Below are 17,774 nucleotides of genomic sequence, written 5' to 3' on the forward strand. Positions count from 1 at the left end.
GTGCAGCCCTAGCGCACCGCGCTGTGCAGCCCTAGCGCACCGCGCTGTGCAGCCCTAGCGCACCGCGCTGTGCAGCCCTAGCGCACCGCGCTGTGCAGCCCTAGCGCACCGCGCTGTGCAGCGCCGCGATCCCGCCCGTCAGATTCCGCCACTTCACGTCGCGCCAGCCCGCCTCCCCGATACGCACAGCGAGTTGTTCCTGCGCCGGCCACGCCCGGATCGACTCGGCCAGGTACACGTACGCGTCGGGATTGCTGCTCACGGCGCGCGCGACGCGCGGAAGCGCACGCATCAGGTATTCCATGTAGACCGTGCGCAGCGGCTCCCGCACGGGAGTGGAGAATTCGCACACCACCAACCGCCCGCCGGGCTTGACGACCCGCGCGATCTCGCGGAGGCCGGCATCGGGATCGGCGACGTTGCGCAGACCGAAGGAAATCGTCGCGGCGTCGAAGACGGCGTCGGCGAAAGGCAGACGCATCGCGTCGCCCGCCACCATGGGTACCTGGCGGAACGCGCCGGCGTTCAACATGCCGGTGGAGAAGTCGGTGGCCACGACCCATGCTCCGGAGCGGCCGAGTTCGACCGTCGAGACGCCGGTGCCGGCCGCGAGATCGAGAACCCGCTCGCCGGGCTTCAGGTCCAGCGCGGCACGCGTGGCACGGCGCCATCCGCGGTCCTGGCCGAACGACAGAACGGTATTGGTCAGGTCGTAGCGCGCCGCGACACCGTCGAACATGGACGCGACCTCGCGCGGATCCTTGTCGAGGGACGCGCGCGATCCGTGAGTTTTTGCCACGGCCGAAACGTTACCCGCCGACGGGCCCGCGAACCCCGAGGAGGACCTCGTCGTCAGGACATCGCGCGTACCGCGTCCTTGCCCACGGAGGGATCGGTGTCCGCGGCGTCACGGCGCCGCAGGTAGACGAGGACCGGCACCGCGATCAGCCACGTGACCACAATCACCGAACCGGCGGGGATCAGTGCCACCCGGGCATCGCGACCGGTGACCCTCACCAGTTCGGGATCACTGCGCGCGTACTCGACCGCGATGCGCTGGCCGGTGGCCAGACCCGTCGGGTACAGCACGCCGAGTTCGGGGTTGTGCGTGACGCCGTCGGGCGTGACGAAGGCGACGGCGGATCGGAGCGATCCGGCCGACAACACCTCGGCGGTTGCGGTGCCCATGTCGCTCTCGATGGTCCGGTCGTTGCGCAGAGCACCGAGAAACAGGGCGACCGCCAATGCGGACAGCGCGATGGCGACGGTGAGGACGATGCGTCGCGCGCGTTCGGTTCCGGTCACAGCTGAGCCCGCACCGCCGCATGGAGTTCACGCAGTCCAGCCCGGTCGGTGGTCACCTCGACAACCCGGATCCCCCCGGACGGCGGAGCGGTATCGGCGAGGGAGGCCGCCAGGCCCTGCAGATCCACACTCTCGTGCGGAACGCGATACGCGGCGCACAACGCCCCGAGGTCCATTCCGTGCGGCGTGCCGAAGACTCGTTCGAAGACGCCGGCATAGTGCGGATCGCCCTGTTCGAGCAGCTCGAAGATGCCGCCGCCGTCGTCGTTCGCCACGACGATCGTGAGATTGCGCGGGCGTGGCTCCGAGGGTCCGATGAGCAGTCCCGCCGCGTCGTGCAGGAACGTGAGGTCGCCGAGCAGCGCCACGGTGCGGCCGGCGGTATAGGCGAGCGCGGCGCCGACCGCGGTCGAGACCGTCCCGTCGATACCGGCGACGCCTCGGTTGGACAACACACTCACGCCGGGTCTCGGGTAACTGACCAGCGCCGCGTCGCGCACGGGGTTGGACGCACCGAGCAGCAACTGGTCACCGTCACGCATCGCGTCGGTGACCACTGCGGCGACGTGGAGTCCGGTGGCTTTCGGGTGGGAATCCAATTGCGCACGCACGGCTTTGTCGGTGTGCGCGGAAAGCTGTCGGCACCGCTCGAGCCATGCCTCGTCCGGATGTCCGGAGATCACCGCGCGGGTGCCGGTCGCGAGAACGTTGCCCGACACATCGGGCCAGCGCGGGCCGGTGGTGAGGGCGTAGACCGCCACCGCCGGGTCTGCCAGCAGGTTCGACACGGGACGGTGCAGGGTCGGCCGGCCCGTGATGATCGCCTGCCGCGGCTTCAGGTGCGGCAGCGCCATCGGATGCAGCGGTACACCGTGCAGCGGCGCGGTCGGTTCGGCGACGGTGGGCAGGCCCGCGAGTTCGGGCCGCAGCGCGGAGCCGTGCCCGGAGATGACGACCGTATCCGGCGTGAGGTCGATCTCGACCGGTACGTCCAGTGTCGCGTTGGCGGTGGTGGTCCACGCTGCCCCGTCCGGACGGCCTTCGGGCGCGGATCCCTTCTGGTCCGCCGCGGGAACGAGGGGCTCACGCAGCGGAATGTCGAAGTGCACGGGACCGGCGTTCCCCGACCGGGTGCCGCGCGCTGCGGCAAGCACACGACTGACGGCCGATCGCCACGCGCTGTTCTGGTCGGCGCTCTCCGCCAGGCCCAGGCTGATAGTCGCGCGGACCTGCGTACCGAACAGACCGAGTTGCTCGACGGTCTGGTTCGCACCCGATCCGAGCAGTTCGTAGGGGCGATTGGCGCTCAGGACGACGAGCGGCACGCGCGCATAGTTCGCCTCGAGGACGGCCGGGGCGAGGTTCGCCACCGCTGTCCCGGACGTCATCACCACGGGCACGGGCCGCTTCGACGACAGGGCCAGGCCGATCGCGAGAAAGCCGGCGGTCCGTTCGTCGATCCGCATGTGCAGACGGAGCCGCCCTGCAGCATCTGCCGCCTGCAACGCGAACGCGAGGGGGGCATTGCGCGAGCCCGGGCACAGCACGACGTCCCGCACCCCACCTCGGGCGAGTTCGTCGACGACTGCGGTGGCCTGGGCTGTGGACGGGTTCACGACATCCAGGGTAGTGGGGGCGGCAGGTGCCCGGGTTCTCCCCCGCGCCGCGCCGGGTGCGGCCGGGCAGCGATCCGCGGCCCGGCAACCACCACAATGGGGGGATGCGCACCGTCTTCGATCCCGCCGATCTGAGTCCCGGACGTTTCTACGGGCTGCTCACCGCCACGATCGTGCCCCGTCCCATCGCCTGGGTCTCGACGGTGTCGGGCGACGGGGTCGCCAACGTGGCTCCGTACAGTTTCTTCACGGTCGCGAGCACGGCGCCCCCGGTCGTGCAGTTCACCTCGGTGGGCCGCAAGGACAGTCTTCGCAACATCGAGGAGACGGGCGAATTCGTGGTGAATGTCGCGACGGTTCCGCTGATGGAGCAGGTCAACGCCTCCTCGGCGAACTTTCCGCACGAGGTCGACGAGTTCACGGAAGTCGGGTTGCGGGCGGAGCCGAGCGAGCGGGTGCGCCCTCCCCGCGTCGCGCAATCGCCCGCGTCGATCGAGTGCACGTTGCGCCGGGTGATCGAGGTGGGCGACTCGTTCGTCGTCATGGGCGATGTGGTCGCGGTGACGGTGCGGCGCGAGGTGCTGGGCGAGGACGGAGCGCCGGACTTCGCGGCGCTCGCGCCCGCGAGCAGGCTGGGCCGCACCGAGTGGGGATTGACGCCCCCGGTTCGATCCCTCGAGCGTCCGACCTGCTGAGCCCTGCGTCGCCGGACACCGCCCCCGCAGGTTAGGGTCGGCTCAGTACGGGGCGGCTCCGGAAGGGTGGTCATGGCCGAACGCACCAAGGCAGCGCGCAAGGCGCCGAAGTTCGTCAAACCCGCGAGGCGCGAGGTCGTGCGCGCTCGCGTGCTGGCCACCGCACGGATCAGTCCGACGTTCGTCCGCGTCACCATCGGCGGCGATGGGGTGTCGACCATCGGTCCGATGGGCTTCGACCATTGGTTCCGGATGTTCTTTCCCGTCCCCGGCCGACCCGGTTTCACGCTGCCCTCGGCGACCGACGACCGGTGGTGGCCCAAATATCAGGTGATCCCGGAGAACGAGCGGCCCGTGCTGCGGAACTACACGTTCCGGCGCTTCCGCACGGCCGGCGCCGGAACGTTCGGCGACACGGCGGAAATCGACATCGACTTCGCGTCGCACGGAGACCTCGGACCGGCGTCGGCGTGGGCGAACACCGTCTCGGCCGGTGAAGAAATCGGTGTGCTCGACGAAGGAATCGGTTACGTACCCGACGAGAACGCGCACTGGCAGTTGCTCGTGGCCGACGAGAGCGCTCTGCCCGCGGTGGCCGGCATCCTCGAGTCCGTTCTCTCCCGCGATCCGTCGGCCGCGGTGGACGTGTTCGCGGAGGTTCCGCATCCCGACGATCTCGCGGCGCAGCACCTCGGGACCGGCCCGAACGTGCGAGTGCGCCCCCTCATCCGTACCGACCCCACGGCACGGCCGGGTGTACTCGCGGCCGAGGCGGTGCGCGCCGCGACCTTACCGACGGGCCCGGCCTGCGCGTTCGTGGCGGGCGAATCCGATCTCGCCACGGGGGTACGGCGTCACCTCGTGCGTGACCGGGGCTGGGACAGGTCGTCGGTGACGTTCACGGGCTACTGGAAATACGGCGAGCCCGTCTACTGACGGCACCCGTTACCGACGGGACCCGCGAAACCGGAACGTCGCGGTGCCGACCGGCGTGAGCCGGCGGTCACCGCGACGTTCGTGGGATCAGTCCGCAGTAGCGGGCTTGTCAGGCCGCGTGCTTCTGGACGAGGTCGCCCAGACGAGGCAGGGCCTCGATGACGTGCTTCTTGGCCGAGGGGCGCAGCGAGTCGTAGACCTTCTTGACAGCGGTCTTGGACGACCCGGCGATCTTCTCGTCGGTCACACCGAGCAGTGCGTCGGCGACCGCGTCACCGCGAGCAACGAGGAAATCGGCGAACGAACCGGCACCGGCGTACTCGGTCCAGAACGGCTGGAGCCGCTCGACGAAGTCGGGCAGCAGGCTCTCGATCGCGCCGGGCACGACGGACGGTCCGACCTTCTTCACTGCTGCGTAGCCGCCCTTGAGGGCGAGGCCCGAGGCACCCTTCTTGTCCGACACTTCTGCGTCGATCAGAGTTTCGACGTCGGCCTTGACCGCCGGAAACTTTTCGGGTCCGAGCAGAGCATCGTGCAGAGCTGCAACCACTTTCACTGCCTCCGTAAATGTGACACTTGTGACTGTTGGGACTGGGGGAACGATATACGACTCTTCATCGGGTACCTACTCGGCGTCAGCCGAGCAATTCCCGGCACCGTCGCAGCCGATCGAACCACCACTGGGCCCGGTCCGGTGTGGCCCGAACAGCGTCGAGCATGTCGGCTTCCGGGGCCACCGCTGCGACCGGAAGTACGCCTCCGGACATGCGTCGCGCAGGCGCGACGTCGGCGGTGAAAAAGCCCCCGGTACCGAGTCCGCAAGCGAACGGCAGTTGAGGGAGCGCGGCCGCGGCCGCGAGCCCGGCGCTCATTCCGACCGCCGAATCGAGTGCGCTCGAGACCACCACTTCGACCCCGTGACCTGCAAGTTCGTCGGCCAGAGCGAGCAGCGGTCGCACACCGCCGAGTGGAGCAACCTTGACGACCGCGACATCGGCACCGCCGGCACGCACGACGCGCATCGGGTCCTCCGCTCTGCGGATGCTCTCGTCCGCCGCGACGCGCACCTCGGGCAACCGCTTCCGGACGGCGACCAGTTCGGGCACGGTCGCACAGGGCTGTTCCGCGTATTCGAGCGGCGCATCGACGGTGAGTGCGGTCAGTGCGGTGACAGCCTCGTCGACCGTCCAGCCGCCGTTGGCATCGACGCGGACGCGAGGCACCGACTCGCGGACCGCGCGGACACGGGCGAGATCCTGCGCGAGATCCTGGCCCGGTTCGGCGACTTTCACCTTCGCGGTCTGTGCACCGGGAAACCGTGCGAGCACCTCGGGAACGCGGTCCGGATCGACGGCGGGCACAGTCGCATTGACCGGGACCACGGACCGGATCGCCGGAGGATGACCGACCCACGCGGATTCGATCGCCGAACGCAGCCAGTGCGCGGCCTCGTCGTCTTCGTATTCCGGGAACGCCCCGAACTCACCCCAGCCGACGGGTCCGCGCACCAGCAGCACCTCACGCCGGGTGATGCCCCGGAAGCGGACGCGCATGGGCAGCGACACGACGACGGCGCTCGCGAGGAGCTCGTCGGCGGACGGCAGGGCCGGATCGGTCACTGCTGCCCGGGCAGAAGCTGGATCATCAGGGCCTCCGAATCGGCGAGGAGATTGCCGTCGAGGTCGCGCAGCTCGGCCTTGCAGAACGCCTTTCGGCCCTCGACCCGGTCGACCCATCCGTCGACCACGAGTTCCGTCTCGATCGGCGTGATCTTGCGGTAGTTGACGTGGAGATATCCGGTGCGTGCGATGGGCCGTCCGTTGGCGTGGATGACCATGCCGAACAGGTCGTCGAACAGCAGCGGCAGCGTCCCGCCGTGGGCGGCGCCGTTTCCCCCGAGATGAAAACGGCGGAACATGCCGCGCTCGCGGACGCCGTCCTCACCGAACTTCTCGATCTTCCAAGGCAGCAGCAGGGCACTGCCGCGGCCGGGAAGCTCGACGTTGAAGCCGGCCGGTGACCGCCCTTCGGGAACCTCGTAGGGCTCGAGAAGGTCGACGAGCGCTTCGGTCTGCGCGATCGCCCGGTCGATCACGTCGTCCGGTGCATGGGTCGAGACCATGAGGTCCTGCAGGCGCCGGAACGTGTCGATGAAGGTGGCGTAGTTCGGACCCGCCTTCACCGGCTCGTAGACGGGGAAACCTCCGTGGTGCTCGTAGTCGTCGCCTGCGTCTTTGCCGCTGACCTCTTCGGTACCTGCGCCGGTCTGCTCGCTCATGTGATGCACGTTATCCGGCCCACGGTCCCGTCGTACGGCGGCCCGGGGCTCTAAGGTGACGACGTGACCTTCGATTCCCAGTTGTGGCGCCCGGTTCCCGGGTTCGAGAACCTCACCGACATCACCTACCACCGTCATGTCACGCAGGGCACGGTCCGTGTCGCGTTCGACAGGCCGGAGGTGCGCAACGCCTTCCGGCCGCACACCGTCGACGAGCTCTACCGCGCACTCGATCACGCGCGGATGACGTCGGATGTGGGCGTCGTGCTGCTGACCGGCAACGGCCCGAGCCCCAAAGACGGTGGATGGGCGTTCTGCTCCGGCGGAGACCAGCGCATCCGTGGGCGCAGCGGATACCAGTACGCGAGCGGCGACACCGCGGACACGGTGGACAAGGCCCGCGCGGGCCGGCTCCACATCCTCGAGGTGCAGCGCCTGATCCGGTTCATGCCCAAGGTGGTGATCGCGCTCGTCAACGGCTGGGCCGCGGGCGGTGGCCACAGCCTGCACGTCACGTGCGATCTGACCCTCGCGTCGCGTGAGCACGCCCGTTTCAAGCAGACGGACGCCGACGTCGGTAGCTTCGACGGCGGCTACGGCAGCGCGTATCTCGCGAAGATGGTCGGGCAGAAGTTCGCCCGCGAGATCTTTTTCCTCGGCGACACCTACTCCGCCGACGACATGCATCACATGGGCGCGGTCAACCGGGTGGTCGCCCACGACGAACTCGAAACCGTCGCGCTGGAATGGGCCGAGAAGATCAACGGCAAGTCGCCGCAGGCGCAGCGCATGCTCAAGTATGCGTTCAACCTCTCCGACGACGGTCTCGTGGGCCAGCAGTTGTTCGCGGGCGAGGCCACCCGCCTGGCATACATGACGGACGAGGCGGTCGAGGGCCGGGACAGTTTCCTCGAGAAGCGCGATCCGGATTGGTCTCCGTACCCCTGGTACTACTGACACCCAGCTACCGGCACCCGGTACCACCGACCACAAACGCGAGGCGGGCACCCCTGTTCGGGGTGCCCGCCTCGCGTCGGTTGCCAGGGCCCGGTGCGCAGTCAGGCGCAGTCGCGACAGTGATCCGCCGAACCGGGAGCCTTCCGGCTGTAGTGCTGGACGAGGAAGCAGCTCATGCAGGTGAACTCGTCGGACTGCTTGGGCAGGACGCGGACGGTCAGTTCCTCGCCCGACAGGTCGGCCCCGGGCAGATCCAGCGACTCGAGGATCTCGGCCTCGTCCGCGTCGGCCTTCTGGGTCGGCGTCAGCGCAAGTTCGTCCAGAGCAGTTTCGGCACCGAGGACGTCGGTGGTGCGAGGGGCGTCGTAGTCGGTCTTCATGGCTGTTCTCCTGGTCGTCCCGGTAACGGTCGTGGCGTGCGGCTTGCTCTGCCGAGCCGTATAGGCACTGCGCTGCACCTGCCGGACATGATGTCCCGTGTGTCGGTTCGCCAAACACGCCCCCCGCGTTACCGCCGAACGGTGTGCTCTCGGGCACACTCCGCGCCACGGCCGATAAATGGCGCCGCCGGGCCGGCCGTACGATCGGCGGAGACGGTCGGCGTGAGATCGATCGGCGCGAAGACGAAGCACCATCACCGGAAGGCCTCGACGTGGAGATATTGAGCAGTCGCACGATTCTGCGGCCTCGCGACTACGACGCGGCGCTGGAGTTCTACGGCGGAAAGCTCGGTCTTGCGATCGCGCGGGAGTACCCCGCCGGCACCGTCTTCTTCGCCGGTCAGTCACTGATCGAGATCGCGGCCCACGGACGTGGCGACACGGATCAGACGTTCCAGGGCGCTCTGTGGCTCCAGGTCCGCGACGTGTACGAGTGCGAGGCCGAACTCGCCCTCGCGGGTGTGCCGATCGTGCGTGAAGCGCGTCGGGAGCCGTGGGGCCTGCACGAGTTGTGGGTCGCGGATCCGGACGGAGTCCCCATCGTGCTCGTGCAGATCCCTGACGATCATCCGCTCCGGCGCGACGTCCGAACCCCCTCCACAGGTCGGTTAAACCCCTCCGACCAGTGATCTTCACCACAGCAGGGAACCGGCGGCGGCGCTCCCTGCACGTGGAGGCCCGCAGGGTGTCCGCGTTCACCTGAGCGTCGCTGTACTTTCCCGTGCCCGCTACCCCAGAATGGGAAGACGTGACCGCAGAGTTCGTTGTCCTACTGGTAGTGGTCGTCACTGCCCTCGCATTCGATTTCACGAACGGCTTCCACGACACCGGCAACGCAATGGCCACGTCCATCGCCACCGGAGCGTTGAAGCCGAAGGTGGCCGTCGCACTGTCGGCGGTCCTCAACCTGATCGGTGCGTTCCTGTCCGTCGAAGTCGCGGCCACCGTCGCCAAAGGTGTCGTCGACCTCGGTACCGTCGGCGGTGAGGACCTTCTGCTGATCGTCTTCGCCGGCCTTGTCGGCGGCATCCTGTGGAACATCGCGACCTGGCTGTTCGGCCTTCCGTCCAGTTCCTCGCACGCCCTGTTCGGCGGCCTGGTGGGTGCGGCGCTCGCCTCCATCGGCGTCAACGGCGTGGTGTGGGACGGCGTTCTCGGCAAGGTGCTCCTACCCGCTCTGCTCGCTCCCGTCATCGCAGCCCTCGTCGCCACCGTCGGCACGTGGTCGATGCGCCGCCTGACCCGCGACATCTCCGAAGAGCGTCGCGACCGCGGATTCCGGCTGGGACAGATCGGTACCGCGTCGCTGCTCTCGCTGGCGCACGGCACCAACGACGCCCAGAAGACGATGGGCGTGATCTTCCTGGCCCTCGTCGCTCACGGCAGCATCACCGCGGACACCGAGATGCCTTTCTGGGTGAAGTTCGCCTGCGCGGTCGCCATCGCACTGGGCACCTACCTCGGCGGCTGGCGCATCATCCGGACCCTCGGCAAGGGCCTCGTCGAAATCGCACCGACCCAGGGACTCGCCGCGGAGTCGTCGTCGGCGGCAATCATTCTGACCTCGAGCCACTTCGGGCTTCCGCTGTCCACCACGCACGTCGCGACCGGCTCGATCCTCGGCACCGGACTCGGCACCAAGGGCGCCGAAGTGCGCTGGGGTGTCGCCGGCCGCATGGTCGTCGCATGGCTGATCACGCTCCCGAGCGCCGCGCTCGTCGGCGCACTGTGCTGGGCGCTCGCACACATGATCGGTGGCCTGGGAGGCGTCCTCTTCGTCTTCACCCTCCTGTGCGGACTGTCGCTCTTCATGTGGCTGCGGTCGCGCAAGGAGCCGGTCGATGCCTCCAACGTGACGGCAGAGTGGGACGGCTCGCTGGTCCCCGCCGCAAGCACCCCGGAACCCGTCGTCCAGGAAGGCCGCCCGTGAACCTGCTGACCCACACCTTGGATTCCCTGTGGCAGGTCGTGCTCGTCGGCTTGTTCCTCGGAGCGGGTCTGCCCTCGCTCTTCGCACTCGGCGTCCGCTCCCTGCACGCCGGTCGTTCGTCGAGCGAGAGTGCGCTGCAGCCCCTCGGCATCGCCGGAGCCGTCGTGTGCTTCGCTGTCGTCGCCATCGCGGTGTTCTGCGGAATCCTGCTCCTGACTGCAGACTTCCTGTCGGGCACCTTCGGTATCCACGTTTTCTGACATCAGGTTCCGGCACCGCGTTTTCCGACATCGCATCCCCACATCGCAGGTTTCGGCTGGAAGGAGTGCAGTGACCTCGAACCCGGTCCTCACACATCGTGTCCGGTCCCGTGTGCTGTGCGGCCGCGTGCCGAGCAGGTCCAGATGATTCTTCCGCCGATCCTCACCTCCATCGTGGAGTGGCTCCGTGCGGGCTACCCGGACGGGGTTCCCGAGCAGGACTACGTGCCGCTTTTCGCGCTGCTGTCCCGACGGCTGTCCGAGGAAGAGGTCGATCAGGTGGCCGGCAGGCTCGTCGACGACGGGGACCTCCCGATCGACAAGACCGACATCGCCGTTCTCATCACCAAGATCACGAACGAGATGCCGTCCGACCGCGACATCGATCGGGTGCACCGGCACCTGGGCACCGGCAACTGGGACCGGACGGACCACGATCTGTGACCGCCTCCTGCGCATGACCGCCCTGCTGACCACCCTCGCCGTCCCCTCGGGGGATGCCGTCCGCACGCTCGTCCCGACGCTGCAACGGCTGCTCGACGGAAACACTCCCCCGCTGCTGCCGGTTCCTGCCGGAGACGAACGCGAGACCCGGCGCCTCACCGACGCGCTGCGGCCCGGCGATCCGATCGACGAGCGGGTCGGTCTCGTGGTGGCCACGTCGGGCACGACGGGAGTGCCGAAGGGCGCTCAACTCACCGTGGACGCGCTGCGAGCGAGCGGCGACGCCACACACGCTCGCCTCGGTGGCACCGGTTCGTGGTTGCTCGCTCTGCCCGCCCATCACATCGCCGGGATGCAGGTGCTTCTCCGCAGTGTCCTGTCCGGAACCGAGCCCACCGTCGTCGACGTCTCGCGCGGATTCGATCCCGGCCTCCTCCCCGACGCGGTCGCCACGATGCCCGGCCCCCGCCGCTACACCTCGCTCGTTCCGACCCAACTGGTCAAGGCGCTCGACCACTCCGGTGCGCGGGCGGCGCTCGCCGATCTCGACGGCATCCTGCTCGGCGGGGCCGCCACTCCCGCGCCGGTGCTGCGCCGCGCACTCGATGCCGGGCTGAAGATCGTGCGCACCTACGGGATGAGCGAGACGTGCGGCGGCTGCGTGTACGACGGCGTCCCGCTCCCCGGGGTGCGGGTGCGGGTCGGCGACGATTCGCGGGTCCGGCTCGGCGGGGCGACCCTCGCTTCCGGATACCGCGGGCTCCCCGATCATCCGGCGTTCGCGGAGGCGGGATGGTTCCGCACCGACGACGCCGGAGTACTCGACGACGGTGTGCTCCGCATCCTGGGCCGGCTCGACGAAGCCATTTCGACCGGCGGCCTGACAGTGGTGCCGCAGGTCGTCGAAGCGGTGCTGGCCGAGCACCCAGCGGTCCGGGAGGTCGCCGTGATCGGCCTTCCCGACGAGCGGCTGGGGCAGCGGGTCGCCGCGATCGTCGTGGCCGAGGACGGCGCGGTTCCCACGCTGGACGCACTGCGCGAGCACGCCGCGGCGTCACTCGACGTCACCGCGGCGCCGCGGGAACTGCACGTCGTCGAGTCGCTGCCTGTGCGGGGTCCGGGCAAGGTCGATCGTCGCGCGCTCGTCGCCCGCTTTTCGTAGCGTCTTCGCAGCCACACGACGGGGCGTGAGAACCGGCGTAGCGAAGGTGCGAAGATCGAAGCATGGCAACCGCTGGTCACTGGATCGAAGGCGCACGTCCGCGCACACTCCCCAACGCGATCGCTCCCGTCCTCGCGGGCACGGGGGCGGCCGCAGCGCTCGGTGAGGCGGTGTGGTGGAAGGCGCTCCTCGCGCTCGTCGTGGCGCTCGCATTCGTGATCGGCGTGAACTTCGCGAACGACTACTCCGACGGTGTCCGCGGGACGGACGACGACCGTGTCGGCCCGGTGCGACTCGTCGGATCAGGGCTCGTTGCCCCCGCACTGGTCAAACGTGCGGCGTTCGCCTGCTTCGGAATCGGCGCGGTAGCCGGCATCGCACTGGCGCTGACGAGTGCATGGTGGCTGATCGTCGTCGGGGCGCTGTGCATCGCCGGCGCGTGGTTCTACACCGGCGGCCGCACCCCGTACGGCTACAACGGTCTCGGCGAAGTTGCCGTGTTCGTATTCTTCGGTCTTGTTGCGGTACTCGGCACGCAATTCGTGCAGGCGGGCCGCGTCGACTGGACAGGGCTCGCGTGCGCGGTGGCGGTCGGATCGTTCTCGAGCGCCGTCTTGGTGTCGAACAATCTCCGCGACATCCCGACCGACACCGTCACCGGAAAACGCACCCTCGCCGTCCGTCTGGGGGACGGCCGGACCCGCACCTTGCACCTCGTTCTCGTCACGGTGCCGTTCGTGTTGTCGGTGGCTCTCGTCGCGGCGACGCCGTGGGCGGCGGCCGGGTTGCTCGCGGCCCCGTTCGCCGTGCGCGCGAACGCGCCGGTCCGGTCCGGAGCCTCGGGGCTCGACCTCGTACCGGCCCTGCGCGACTCGGGCTTGGCGATGCTGGTGTGGGCGGCCGCGACAGGTCTGGCGCTGGCCTTCGGCTGAGCCCTCGCTCCGGGCGGCAGAGAACCGCCGCCCGGAACGGGCACCGTCAGTCGCGGTCGGGTACGGCCAGGCCGAGTACGAAGTTGACGAGCGAGATGATGATCGCGCCCCAGAAAGCCGCCCAGAATCCGGCGATGGTCAGTCCGTAGTCGGTGAATCCGCTGAGCCACGCGGTCAGCCAGAGCATCAGCGCGTTGACGACGAGGGTGAACAGCCCGAGGGTCAGGATCACCAAGGGCAGCGACAGCATCTTCACAATCGGCTTGACCAGTGCGTTCACCGCGGTGAAGATCACCGCGAGGACGAGCAGCGTGATGATCGCTCCGAGGTCCGTCTGGGACCCGCCTCCGCGTTCCGTGACATCGATGCCGGACACCAATTGGGCGGCGAGCCACAGGCCGATGGCGTTGATGATCAACCGCAGTACAAGTGAAATCATGCAGTCACTGTGGCACATCGCGTGCGACGGAGTCGCAGAGGTTTCAGGCTGCCTCGTCGAGATGCTCGACGAGGCGTCGTCGCAGTTCGTCGCGGTGTACGTGCGCCTCGACCAGCGCGGTGGCCGACGGGTCGCCGCCTCGGAGCACACCGAGCAGGACATGCTCGGCACGAATGACTCGCTCGTGGCGGGCAAGGGCCTCTCTGAGCGAGAGTTCGAGCACCTTCTTCGCGTCTTTGTCGAACGGGATGTGACCGAGCCGCCCCCACAGGTTCGCGCGTCCTGCGCCCCCCTGCCCGGAGGGATCGCGGTCGAGAACACCTTCGCCGAACGTCTCCTCGAGCCGCGACTTCACCGCGTCCAGGTCGATGCCGATCGTGTCGAGTGCGGCAGCATCCTCGGCACCGAGCGCATCGCCGGATGCCTGTGCGGCGCAGTCGGCCCGGAGGCCGTCGACCGTGAGATCCGCGTCGGCGAGCAGGGCGCGCAGAGGCTCGTCTGCGCTGACGAGGACTCCGAGCAGCAGGTGCGACGGGTGAATCCGTTGCGCCTCGAGTCGTTTCGCCTCGGATTGCGCGGCGACCACCGCAGACCGGGCACTGTCTGCGAACTTTTCGAACACGACGATCACCTGCGCTTCCGGTTGTGCTTCTGGTGGACGGCCTGTCTGCTCACTTCGAGTTCGTCGGCGATGGCCTGCCAGGACCAGCCCTGATTCCGTGCGTTCTCAACCTGGACCGTCTCGAGTCGCTCGAGCAGTCGCCGTAGCGCGCGGACGGCTCGAAGGCCCACTGCCGGGTCGGGACTCGCAGCAGATGCTGCCAAGTCGGTGGTTTCGGTCATGATGTCAATGTAGGTTGACAACCTTAGCGACGTCAATAGAAGTTGACAAACAGGAGGCTCGACAGGAGGTCAGTCGGGTATGCCGGGACTCCACAATCCGGTCGCGGCGAATTTCTCGAGCACGGCCGTCGGCTCCGCCAGGTCGATCGACTCGGCCGCGAGCCAATCGTCGGAGAAGTACGTGCCGCTGTACCGTTCGCCGCCGTCGCACAGCAGCGTCACCACGCTCCCCTGACGGCCGTCGGCGAGCATGTCCGCCACCAGCCCGAACGCACCCCACAGATTGGTCCCCGTCGATCCGCCGACGCGTCGACCGAGTGCATCGCTCGCGTGCCGCATCGCGGCGATCGATGCCGCGTCCGGAACCCGGATCATGCGGTCCACGACCTCCGGGACGAACGACGGTTCCACCCGCGGCCGGCCGATTCCTTCGATACGGGACGGCATTCCCGTGGCGTAGTCGGCGGAACCGGTCTCGTAGCCGCCGAAGAACGCCGAGTTCTCCGGATCGACCACCGAGAGACGCGTCCGGTGACGGCGGTACCGGATGTAACGGCCCAGCGTCGCGCTCGTTCCTCCGGTGCCCGCACCGACCACGATCCAGTCCGGCACCGGGTGCTGCTCGAGCCGCATCTGGGAGTAGATGCTCTCGGCGATGTTGTTGTTCCCGCGCCAGTCGGTCACCCGCTCGGCGTTCGTGAACTGGTCCATGAAGCACCCACCGAGTTCGTCGGCGAGACGCCGCGCCTCGCTGTACATCTCGGACGGCCGGTCGGTGTAGTGGCAGCGGCCACCGTGCGCCTCGATCAGCGCGACCTTGGCCGGAGACGTCGTGCGTGGCACGACCGCGACGAAGGTGAGACCGAGAAGCTTCGCGAAATACGCCTCGCTGACCGCGGTGGACCCCGACGACGCTTCGACGATCGGGGTGTCCCGGGTGATCCACCCGTTGCACAAGCCGTACAGGAACAGCGACCGTGCGAGACGGTGCTTGAGACTGCCGGTGATGTGCGTCGACTCGTCCTTCAGATACAGCTGGACGCCCCATTCGACAGGAAGGGGGTATCTCAGCAAGTGGGTGTCGGCGCTGCGCTGCGCGTCCGCTTCGATCAGCCGGACGGCATTGTCGACCCAGTCACGCGGCGCGCTGCGGTCGACGACCGCGGCGTCCGCATCGGTCACCGGCGGCCCTCACCGCGCAACCGGTTCTCCAGAGCTGCGCGATCGGTCCGGCGGCGCTCGTCGACGGCAGCGATGCCCTCGTTGACGCGACGGCGAAGCGTTTTGAACAGCACCAGCGAGACCGGGAGCGCGATCAGCACTGCGAACAGCGCGGCCACCAGCAGCGGGATCTCGACACCGAAGATGCGCGGCACGTACATGATCAGCAGGGCGAGCACGACGACGAGGCCGAGCCGCGCAAGCGAGTACAGCGCCACGTCGCGAACGAGGGTGCCCGTGCCGGAAGCCCGCACAGCGCCCTTTGCGCGGTCTCCGGGCGGTGTGTGTGAAATGCCCCCGGAGCGGCTATCCGAGGAGGAGTCTTGTTCCGGGGAGTCGTTCCGGCGTTCGTCGTTCACCCTTCCAGGGTAACTGTCGGCGCGGTACGGGCACGGGACACCGACCCCCTGAGGCCTGGGCGCTCGTCCGTTTTGTCTATTACTTCCGCTTTACCAACGGCTGACCGTTCGAGCAACCAGGGGTTCCGGTGCAACCATGTCACTGGACAACACGATCGAATACCTCGATCAAGGCAATCCAACCGGGAGGATTTCAAGATGAGTGCACCCACTTTCAACGGCGCCAAAGAATCCCTGCTCACTCCGGGACAGGTGGCAGCCCTGTTCCATGTGGATCCCAAGACGGTCACGCGGTGGGCTCATGCGGGTCGGCTGGGTTCACTCCGGACGCCCGGGGGCCACCGTCGCTTCCGCGAGTCCGAAGTGCTCACGCTCCTTCGGTCCCTGACGACCGAAGCCACACGCTGATCACGCGCCGCTGAAACTCCGCAGGTTCACGCTCTGCAGCGGACCCGACCGCTGCCCACGCCTGCGGTGAACGCACCACCACCCGGACACGGCCCGTTATCGGTCACACCCGTCCCAACGGGCACAACTCCGGGGCGCATAGACTGTGGGAACGTAGGACACCGGCACCGGATCCCCCCGACGGTGCCGTCCACGGCTAGGAGGTGCGTAGTGCTCTACCTGTTGGCCCTCATCGGCGCGGTGACACTGGCCGTTTTGCTGTGGAAGGCATATGGGCCCAATTCCGGAAGGCCGCCCACCCGGGTCGTCGGTCCCGACGACGACCCCGAGTTCCTCTGGAAGGTCGACCGCGAAGTGCGACGCCGCCCGCCGGACGACACGGCGCGACCCGACCCGGACAACGGCGAAACCGGGAAGTGACATCCCCGGTCGCTGGAACACCGGTGCATTGACGGTCCTGCGAACAACAGGTACTCGAAACACGTCACGAACACCGAATTCACGAACACCGAATTCACGGCTTCCGGCTGCGCCCGGAACCCGTTCCCGACGCGGCGAAACCCGCGGCGACGTCCGCAGCCAGGCCCAGCAGGGCCCGTCGCGTACCTTCCTGCAATCGGCCGAGATCGATTTCCGCGCCCTCTTCCAGATGCGGATCGAACGGCAGGACGTGCACGGCGCGGCAACGCTGCGCGAAATGCCCCACGAGCCGGTCGAGATCGACCTTTCCGGAGCGCGGCCGTACCGCGTTGACCACCGCGAGGGATTCCGAGACGAGATCCCGGTATCCGTGCGCCTCGAGCCAGTCGAGCGTCGCCGATGCGCTCTGCGCGCCGTCTACCGACCCCGAACTGATGACGATAAGAGTGTCCGCATTTCCCAGGATCGAGCGCATCGCCGAATGCATGAGTCCGGTTCCGCAGTCCGTGAGAACAATGCTGTAGAAGCGCTCGAGCACGGCCAGAGTGCGCTCGTAATCCTCCCCGCTGAACGCTTCCGAGACCGCCGGGTCGGTGTCCGACGCGAGCACTTCGAGTCGATGCGAGTTCTGCGACATGTACTCCCGCACGTCTGCGTAGGTATCGAGCCGCTGCTCGTCACGCAGGAGAGTCCGGACCGTTGCGGTGGTCTCGGCGGCGATCTTCTGGCTGAGGGTTCCCCGGTCCGGGTTCGCGTCGACAGCGACGACCCGGTCACCGCGGAGCGCCGCGAAGGTCGATCCGAGAGTGACCGTCGTGGTCGTTTTGCCGACCCCGCCCTTGAGACTCAGCAGCGCGATCCGGGAACACCCGTGCGACGGCGTGCGCACTTTTTCGATGAGGTCGCGACGGCGTTGCTCCCGTGCGCTGTCACCGATCGTCAGCAGGCCACCGCTCGCGTGGAACAACGCACGGCGCCATCCCCGGCGCGGCGGCGAGGCCACCGGGCGGACGAGAAGCGACGAGTCGAGGTCTCGCGCCGTCGGCTGCCCCGCCCCCGGTAGCCGAGTTCCGTCCCCCATCGCGTTCTCCCCCCGCTGTTCGCCTGCGACGGCGAGACGATAGCAGGG

General features: G+C 68.3%; 23 protein-coding genes and 1 pseudogene. 11 read left to right on the forward strand and 13 right to left on the reverse strand.

The genetic code is table 11. The features are described from left to right. Positions 1–100: 100 nt before the first annotated feature. From ACFWU2_RS16955 to menD, 3 genes are read right to left on the reverse strand one after another with little or no spacing between them, the layout of a single operon-like run. Entirely contained in the window at positions 101–799 is a 699-nt protein-coding gene (locus tag ACFWU2_RS16955) for a demethylmenaquinone methyltransferase (RefSeq protein ID WP_378608231.1), read from the reverse strand. A gap of 53 nt (positions 800–852) precedes the next feature. Continuing rightward, complete coding sequence (locus ACFWU2_RS16960) at positions 853–1,305, reverse strand: DUF3592 domain-containing protein (protein ID WP_378608233.1); 453 nt, start codon at positions 1,303–1,305, stop codon at positions 853–855. After that, positions 1,302–2,921: a 2-succinyl-5-enolpyruvyl-6-hydroxy-3-cyclohexene-1-carboxylic-acid synthase gene (menD, locus tag ACFWU2_RS16965; RefSeq protein WP_378608235.1), complete on the reverse strand. Its 1,620-nt coding sequence runs from the start codon at positions 2,919–2,921 to the stop codon at positions 1,302–1,304. The genes ACFWU2_RS16960 and menD overlap by 4 nt, the downstream gene beginning before the upstream one ends. Positions 2,922–3,025: 104 nt before the next feature. Here menD and ACFWU2_RS16970 point away from each other — a divergent pair, with 104 nt between their 5' ends. Continuing rightward, positions 3,026–3,616, forward strand: a complete 591-nt coding sequence (locus ACFWU2_RS16970; protein ID WP_378608237.1) for a flavin reductase family protein — start codon at positions 3,026–3,028, stop codon at positions 3,614–3,616. Positions 3,617–3,688: 72 nt separating this feature from the next. After that, positions 3,689–4,552: a siderophore-interacting protein gene (locus ACFWU2_RS16975; RefSeq protein ID WP_378608239.1), complete on the forward strand. Its 864-nt coding sequence runs from the start codon at positions 3,689–3,691 to the stop codon at positions 4,550–4,552. Between the two features lie 109 nt (positions 4,553–4,661). Here the strand turns inward: ACFWU2_RS16975 and ACFWU2_RS16980 are convergent, their stop codons facing one another. The 3 genes from ACFWU2_RS16980 to ACFWU2_RS16990 form a co-directional block, all read right to left on the reverse strand. Further along, positions 4,662–5,102, reverse strand: a complete 441-nt coding sequence (locus ACFWU2_RS16980; protein ID WP_378608722.1) for a DUF6918 family protein — start codon at positions 5,100–5,102, stop codon at positions 4,662–4,664. Between the two features lie 85 nt (positions 5,103–5,187). Further along, on the reverse strand, positions 5,188–6,171 hold the full coding sequence (locus ACFWU2_RS16985) for an o-succinylbenzoate synthase (RefSeq protein WP_378608241.1): 984 nt from the start codon (positions 6,169–6,171) through the stop codon (positions 5,188–5,190). Beyond that, a complete protein-coding gene (locus ACFWU2_RS16990; RefSeq protein ID WP_378608243.1) occupies positions 6,168–6,830 on the reverse strand; it encodes a PaaI family thioesterase in 663 nt (220 codons plus the stop codon). Before ACFWU2_RS16990 ends, ACFWU2_RS16985 begins: the two co-directional genes overlap by 4 nt. Before the next feature lie 63 nt (positions 6,831–6,893). Here ACFWU2_RS16990 and ACFWU2_RS16995 point away from each other — a divergent pair, with 63 nt between their 5' ends. Next, positions 6,894–7,787 (forward strand): 1,4-dihydroxy-2-naphthoyl-CoA synthase, encoded by an 894-nt coding sequence (locus ACFWU2_RS16995; protein WP_378608245.1) that lies wholly within the window; start codon positions 6,894–6,896, stop codon positions 7,785–7,787. A 101-nt stretch (positions 7,788–7,888) separates the two neighbouring features. Here ACFWU2_RS16995 and ACFWU2_RS17000 read toward each other — a convergent pair whose 3' ends face one another. Further along, the gene (locus tag ACFWU2_RS17000; RefSeq protein ID WP_378608247.1) at positions 7,889–8,167 is read right to left on the reverse strand and encodes a DUF4193 domain-containing protein; all 279 of its coding nucleotides are present in this window, start codon (positions 8,165–8,167) and stop codon (positions 7,889–7,891) included. A 272-nt stretch (positions 8,168–8,439) separates the two neighbouring features. On the opposite strand from ACFWU2_RS17000, the gene ACFWU2_RS17005 reads away from it, so the two are divergent. The 6 genes from ACFWU2_RS17005 (at position 8,440) to ACFWU2_RS17030 (ending at position 12,955) form a co-directional block, all read left to right on the forward strand. After that, complete coding sequence (locus ACFWU2_RS17005) at positions 8,440–8,856, forward strand: VOC family protein (RefSeq protein WP_378608249.1); 417 nt, start codon at positions 8,440–8,442, stop codon at positions 8,854–8,856. A 119-nt stretch (positions 8,857–8,975) separates the two neighbouring features. Continuing rightward, entirely contained in the window at positions 8,976–10,157 is a 1,182-nt protein-coding gene (locus tag ACFWU2_RS17010) for an anion permease (RefSeq protein WP_378608251.1), read from the forward strand. Continuing rightward, complete coding sequence (locus tag ACFWU2_RS17015) at positions 10,154–10,417, forward strand: hypothetical protein (protein ID WP_378608253.1); 264 nt, start codon at positions 10,154–10,156, stop codon at positions 10,415–10,417. Before ACFWU2_RS17010 ends, ACFWU2_RS17015 begins: the two co-directional genes overlap by 4 nt. A gap of 144 nt (positions 10,418–10,561) precedes the next feature. Beyond that, positions 10,562–10,861 (forward strand): DUF3349 domain-containing protein, encoded by a 300-nt coding sequence (locus tag ACFWU2_RS17020; protein ID WP_169619460.1) that lies wholly within the window; start codon positions 10,562–10,564, stop codon positions 10,859–10,861. 13 nt (positions 10,862–10,874) lie between these two features. Continuing rightward, the gene (menE, locus tag ACFWU2_RS17025; protein ID WP_378608255.1) at positions 10,875–12,023 is read left to right on the forward strand and encodes an o-succinylbenzoate--CoA ligase; all 1,149 of its coding nucleotides are present in this window, start codon (positions 10,875–10,877) and stop codon (positions 12,021–12,023) included. Positions 12,024–12,085: 62 nt separating this feature from the next. After that, the gene (locus ACFWU2_RS17030) at positions 12,086–12,955 is read left to right on the forward strand and encodes a 1,4-dihydroxy-2-naphthoate polyprenyltransferase (protein ID WP_378608257.1); all 870 of its coding nucleotides are present in this window, start codon (positions 12,086–12,088) and stop codon (positions 12,953–12,955) included. A gap of 46 nt (positions 12,956–13,001) precedes the next feature. Here the strand turns inward: ACFWU2_RS17030 and ACFWU2_RS17035 are convergent, their stop codons facing one another. The 5 genes from ACFWU2_RS17035 to ACFWU2_RS17055 all read right to left on the reverse strand — a co-directional run bounded on the left by ACFWU2_RS17035 (position 13,002) and on the right by ACFWU2_RS17055 (position 15,751). Beyond that, complete coding sequence (locus tag ACFWU2_RS17035; RefSeq protein WP_378608259.1) at positions 13,002–13,394, reverse strand: phage holin family protein; 393 nt, start codon at positions 13,392–13,394, stop codon at positions 13,002–13,004. Between the two features lie 43 nt (positions 13,395–13,437). Then, on the reverse strand, positions 13,438–14,016 hold the full coding sequence (locus ACFWU2_RS17040) for a Clp protease N-terminal domain-containing protein (protein ID WP_378608261.1): 579 nt from the start codon (positions 14,014–14,016) through the stop codon (positions 13,438–13,440). A gap of 5 nt (positions 14,017–14,021) precedes the next feature. After that, on the reverse strand, positions 14,022–14,237 hold the full coding sequence (locus ACFWU2_RS17045) for a helix-turn-helix domain-containing protein (RefSeq protein WP_378608263.1): 216 nt from the start codon (positions 14,235–14,237) through the stop codon (positions 14,022–14,024). A gap of 69 nt (positions 14,238–14,306) precedes the next feature. After that, a complete protein-coding gene (locus ACFWU2_RS17050; protein WP_378608265.1) occupies positions 14,307–15,419 on the reverse strand; it encodes a PLP-dependent cysteine synthase family protein in 1,113 nt (370 codons plus the stop codon). Beyond that, positions 15,416–15,751 carry a DUF4229 domain-containing protein gene (locus ACFWU2_RS17055; RefSeq protein ID WP_378608724.1) on the reverse strand — a complete coding sequence of 112 codons (336 nt, stop codon included), beginning with the start codon at positions 15,749–15,751 and terminating at the stop codon, positions 15,416–15,418. Before ACFWU2_RS17055 ends, ACFWU2_RS17050 begins: the two co-directional genes overlap by 4 nt. Before the next feature lie 264 nt (positions 15,752–16,015). Here ACFWU2_RS17055 and ACFWU2_RS17060 point away from each other — a divergent pair, with 264 nt between their 5' ends. Both ACFWU2_RS17060 and ACFWU2_RS17065 read left to right on the forward strand, forming a co-directional pair. Further along, complete coding sequence (locus tag ACFWU2_RS17060) at positions 16,016–16,225, forward strand: BldC family transcriptional regulator (RefSeq protein ID WP_072704338.1); 210 nt, start codon at positions 16,016–16,018, stop codon at positions 16,223–16,225. A 210-nt stretch (positions 16,226–16,435) separates the two neighbouring features. Next, positions 16,436–16,645 carry a hypothetical protein gene (locus ACFWU2_RS17065; protein ID WP_378608268.1) on the forward strand — a complete coding sequence of 70 codons (210 nt, stop codon included), beginning with the start codon at positions 16,436–16,438 and terminating at the stop codon, positions 16,643–16,645. Between the two features lie 94 nt (positions 16,646–16,739). On the opposite strand, the pseudogene ACFWU2_RS17070 reads toward ACFWU2_RS17065, so the two are convergent. Continuing rightward, a pseudogene (locus ACFWU2_RS17070) lies at positions 16,740–17,768 on the reverse strand (MinD/ParA family protein); the annotation flags it as partial. Positions 17,769–17,774 lie beyond the last annotated feature (6 nt).

The organism is Rhodococcus sp. NPDC058639 (assembly GCF_042717545.1).
In the GTDB taxonomy this organism is placed as follows: domain Bacteria; phylum Actinomycetota; class Actinomycetes; order Mycobacteriales; family Mycobacteriaceae; genus Rhodococcus.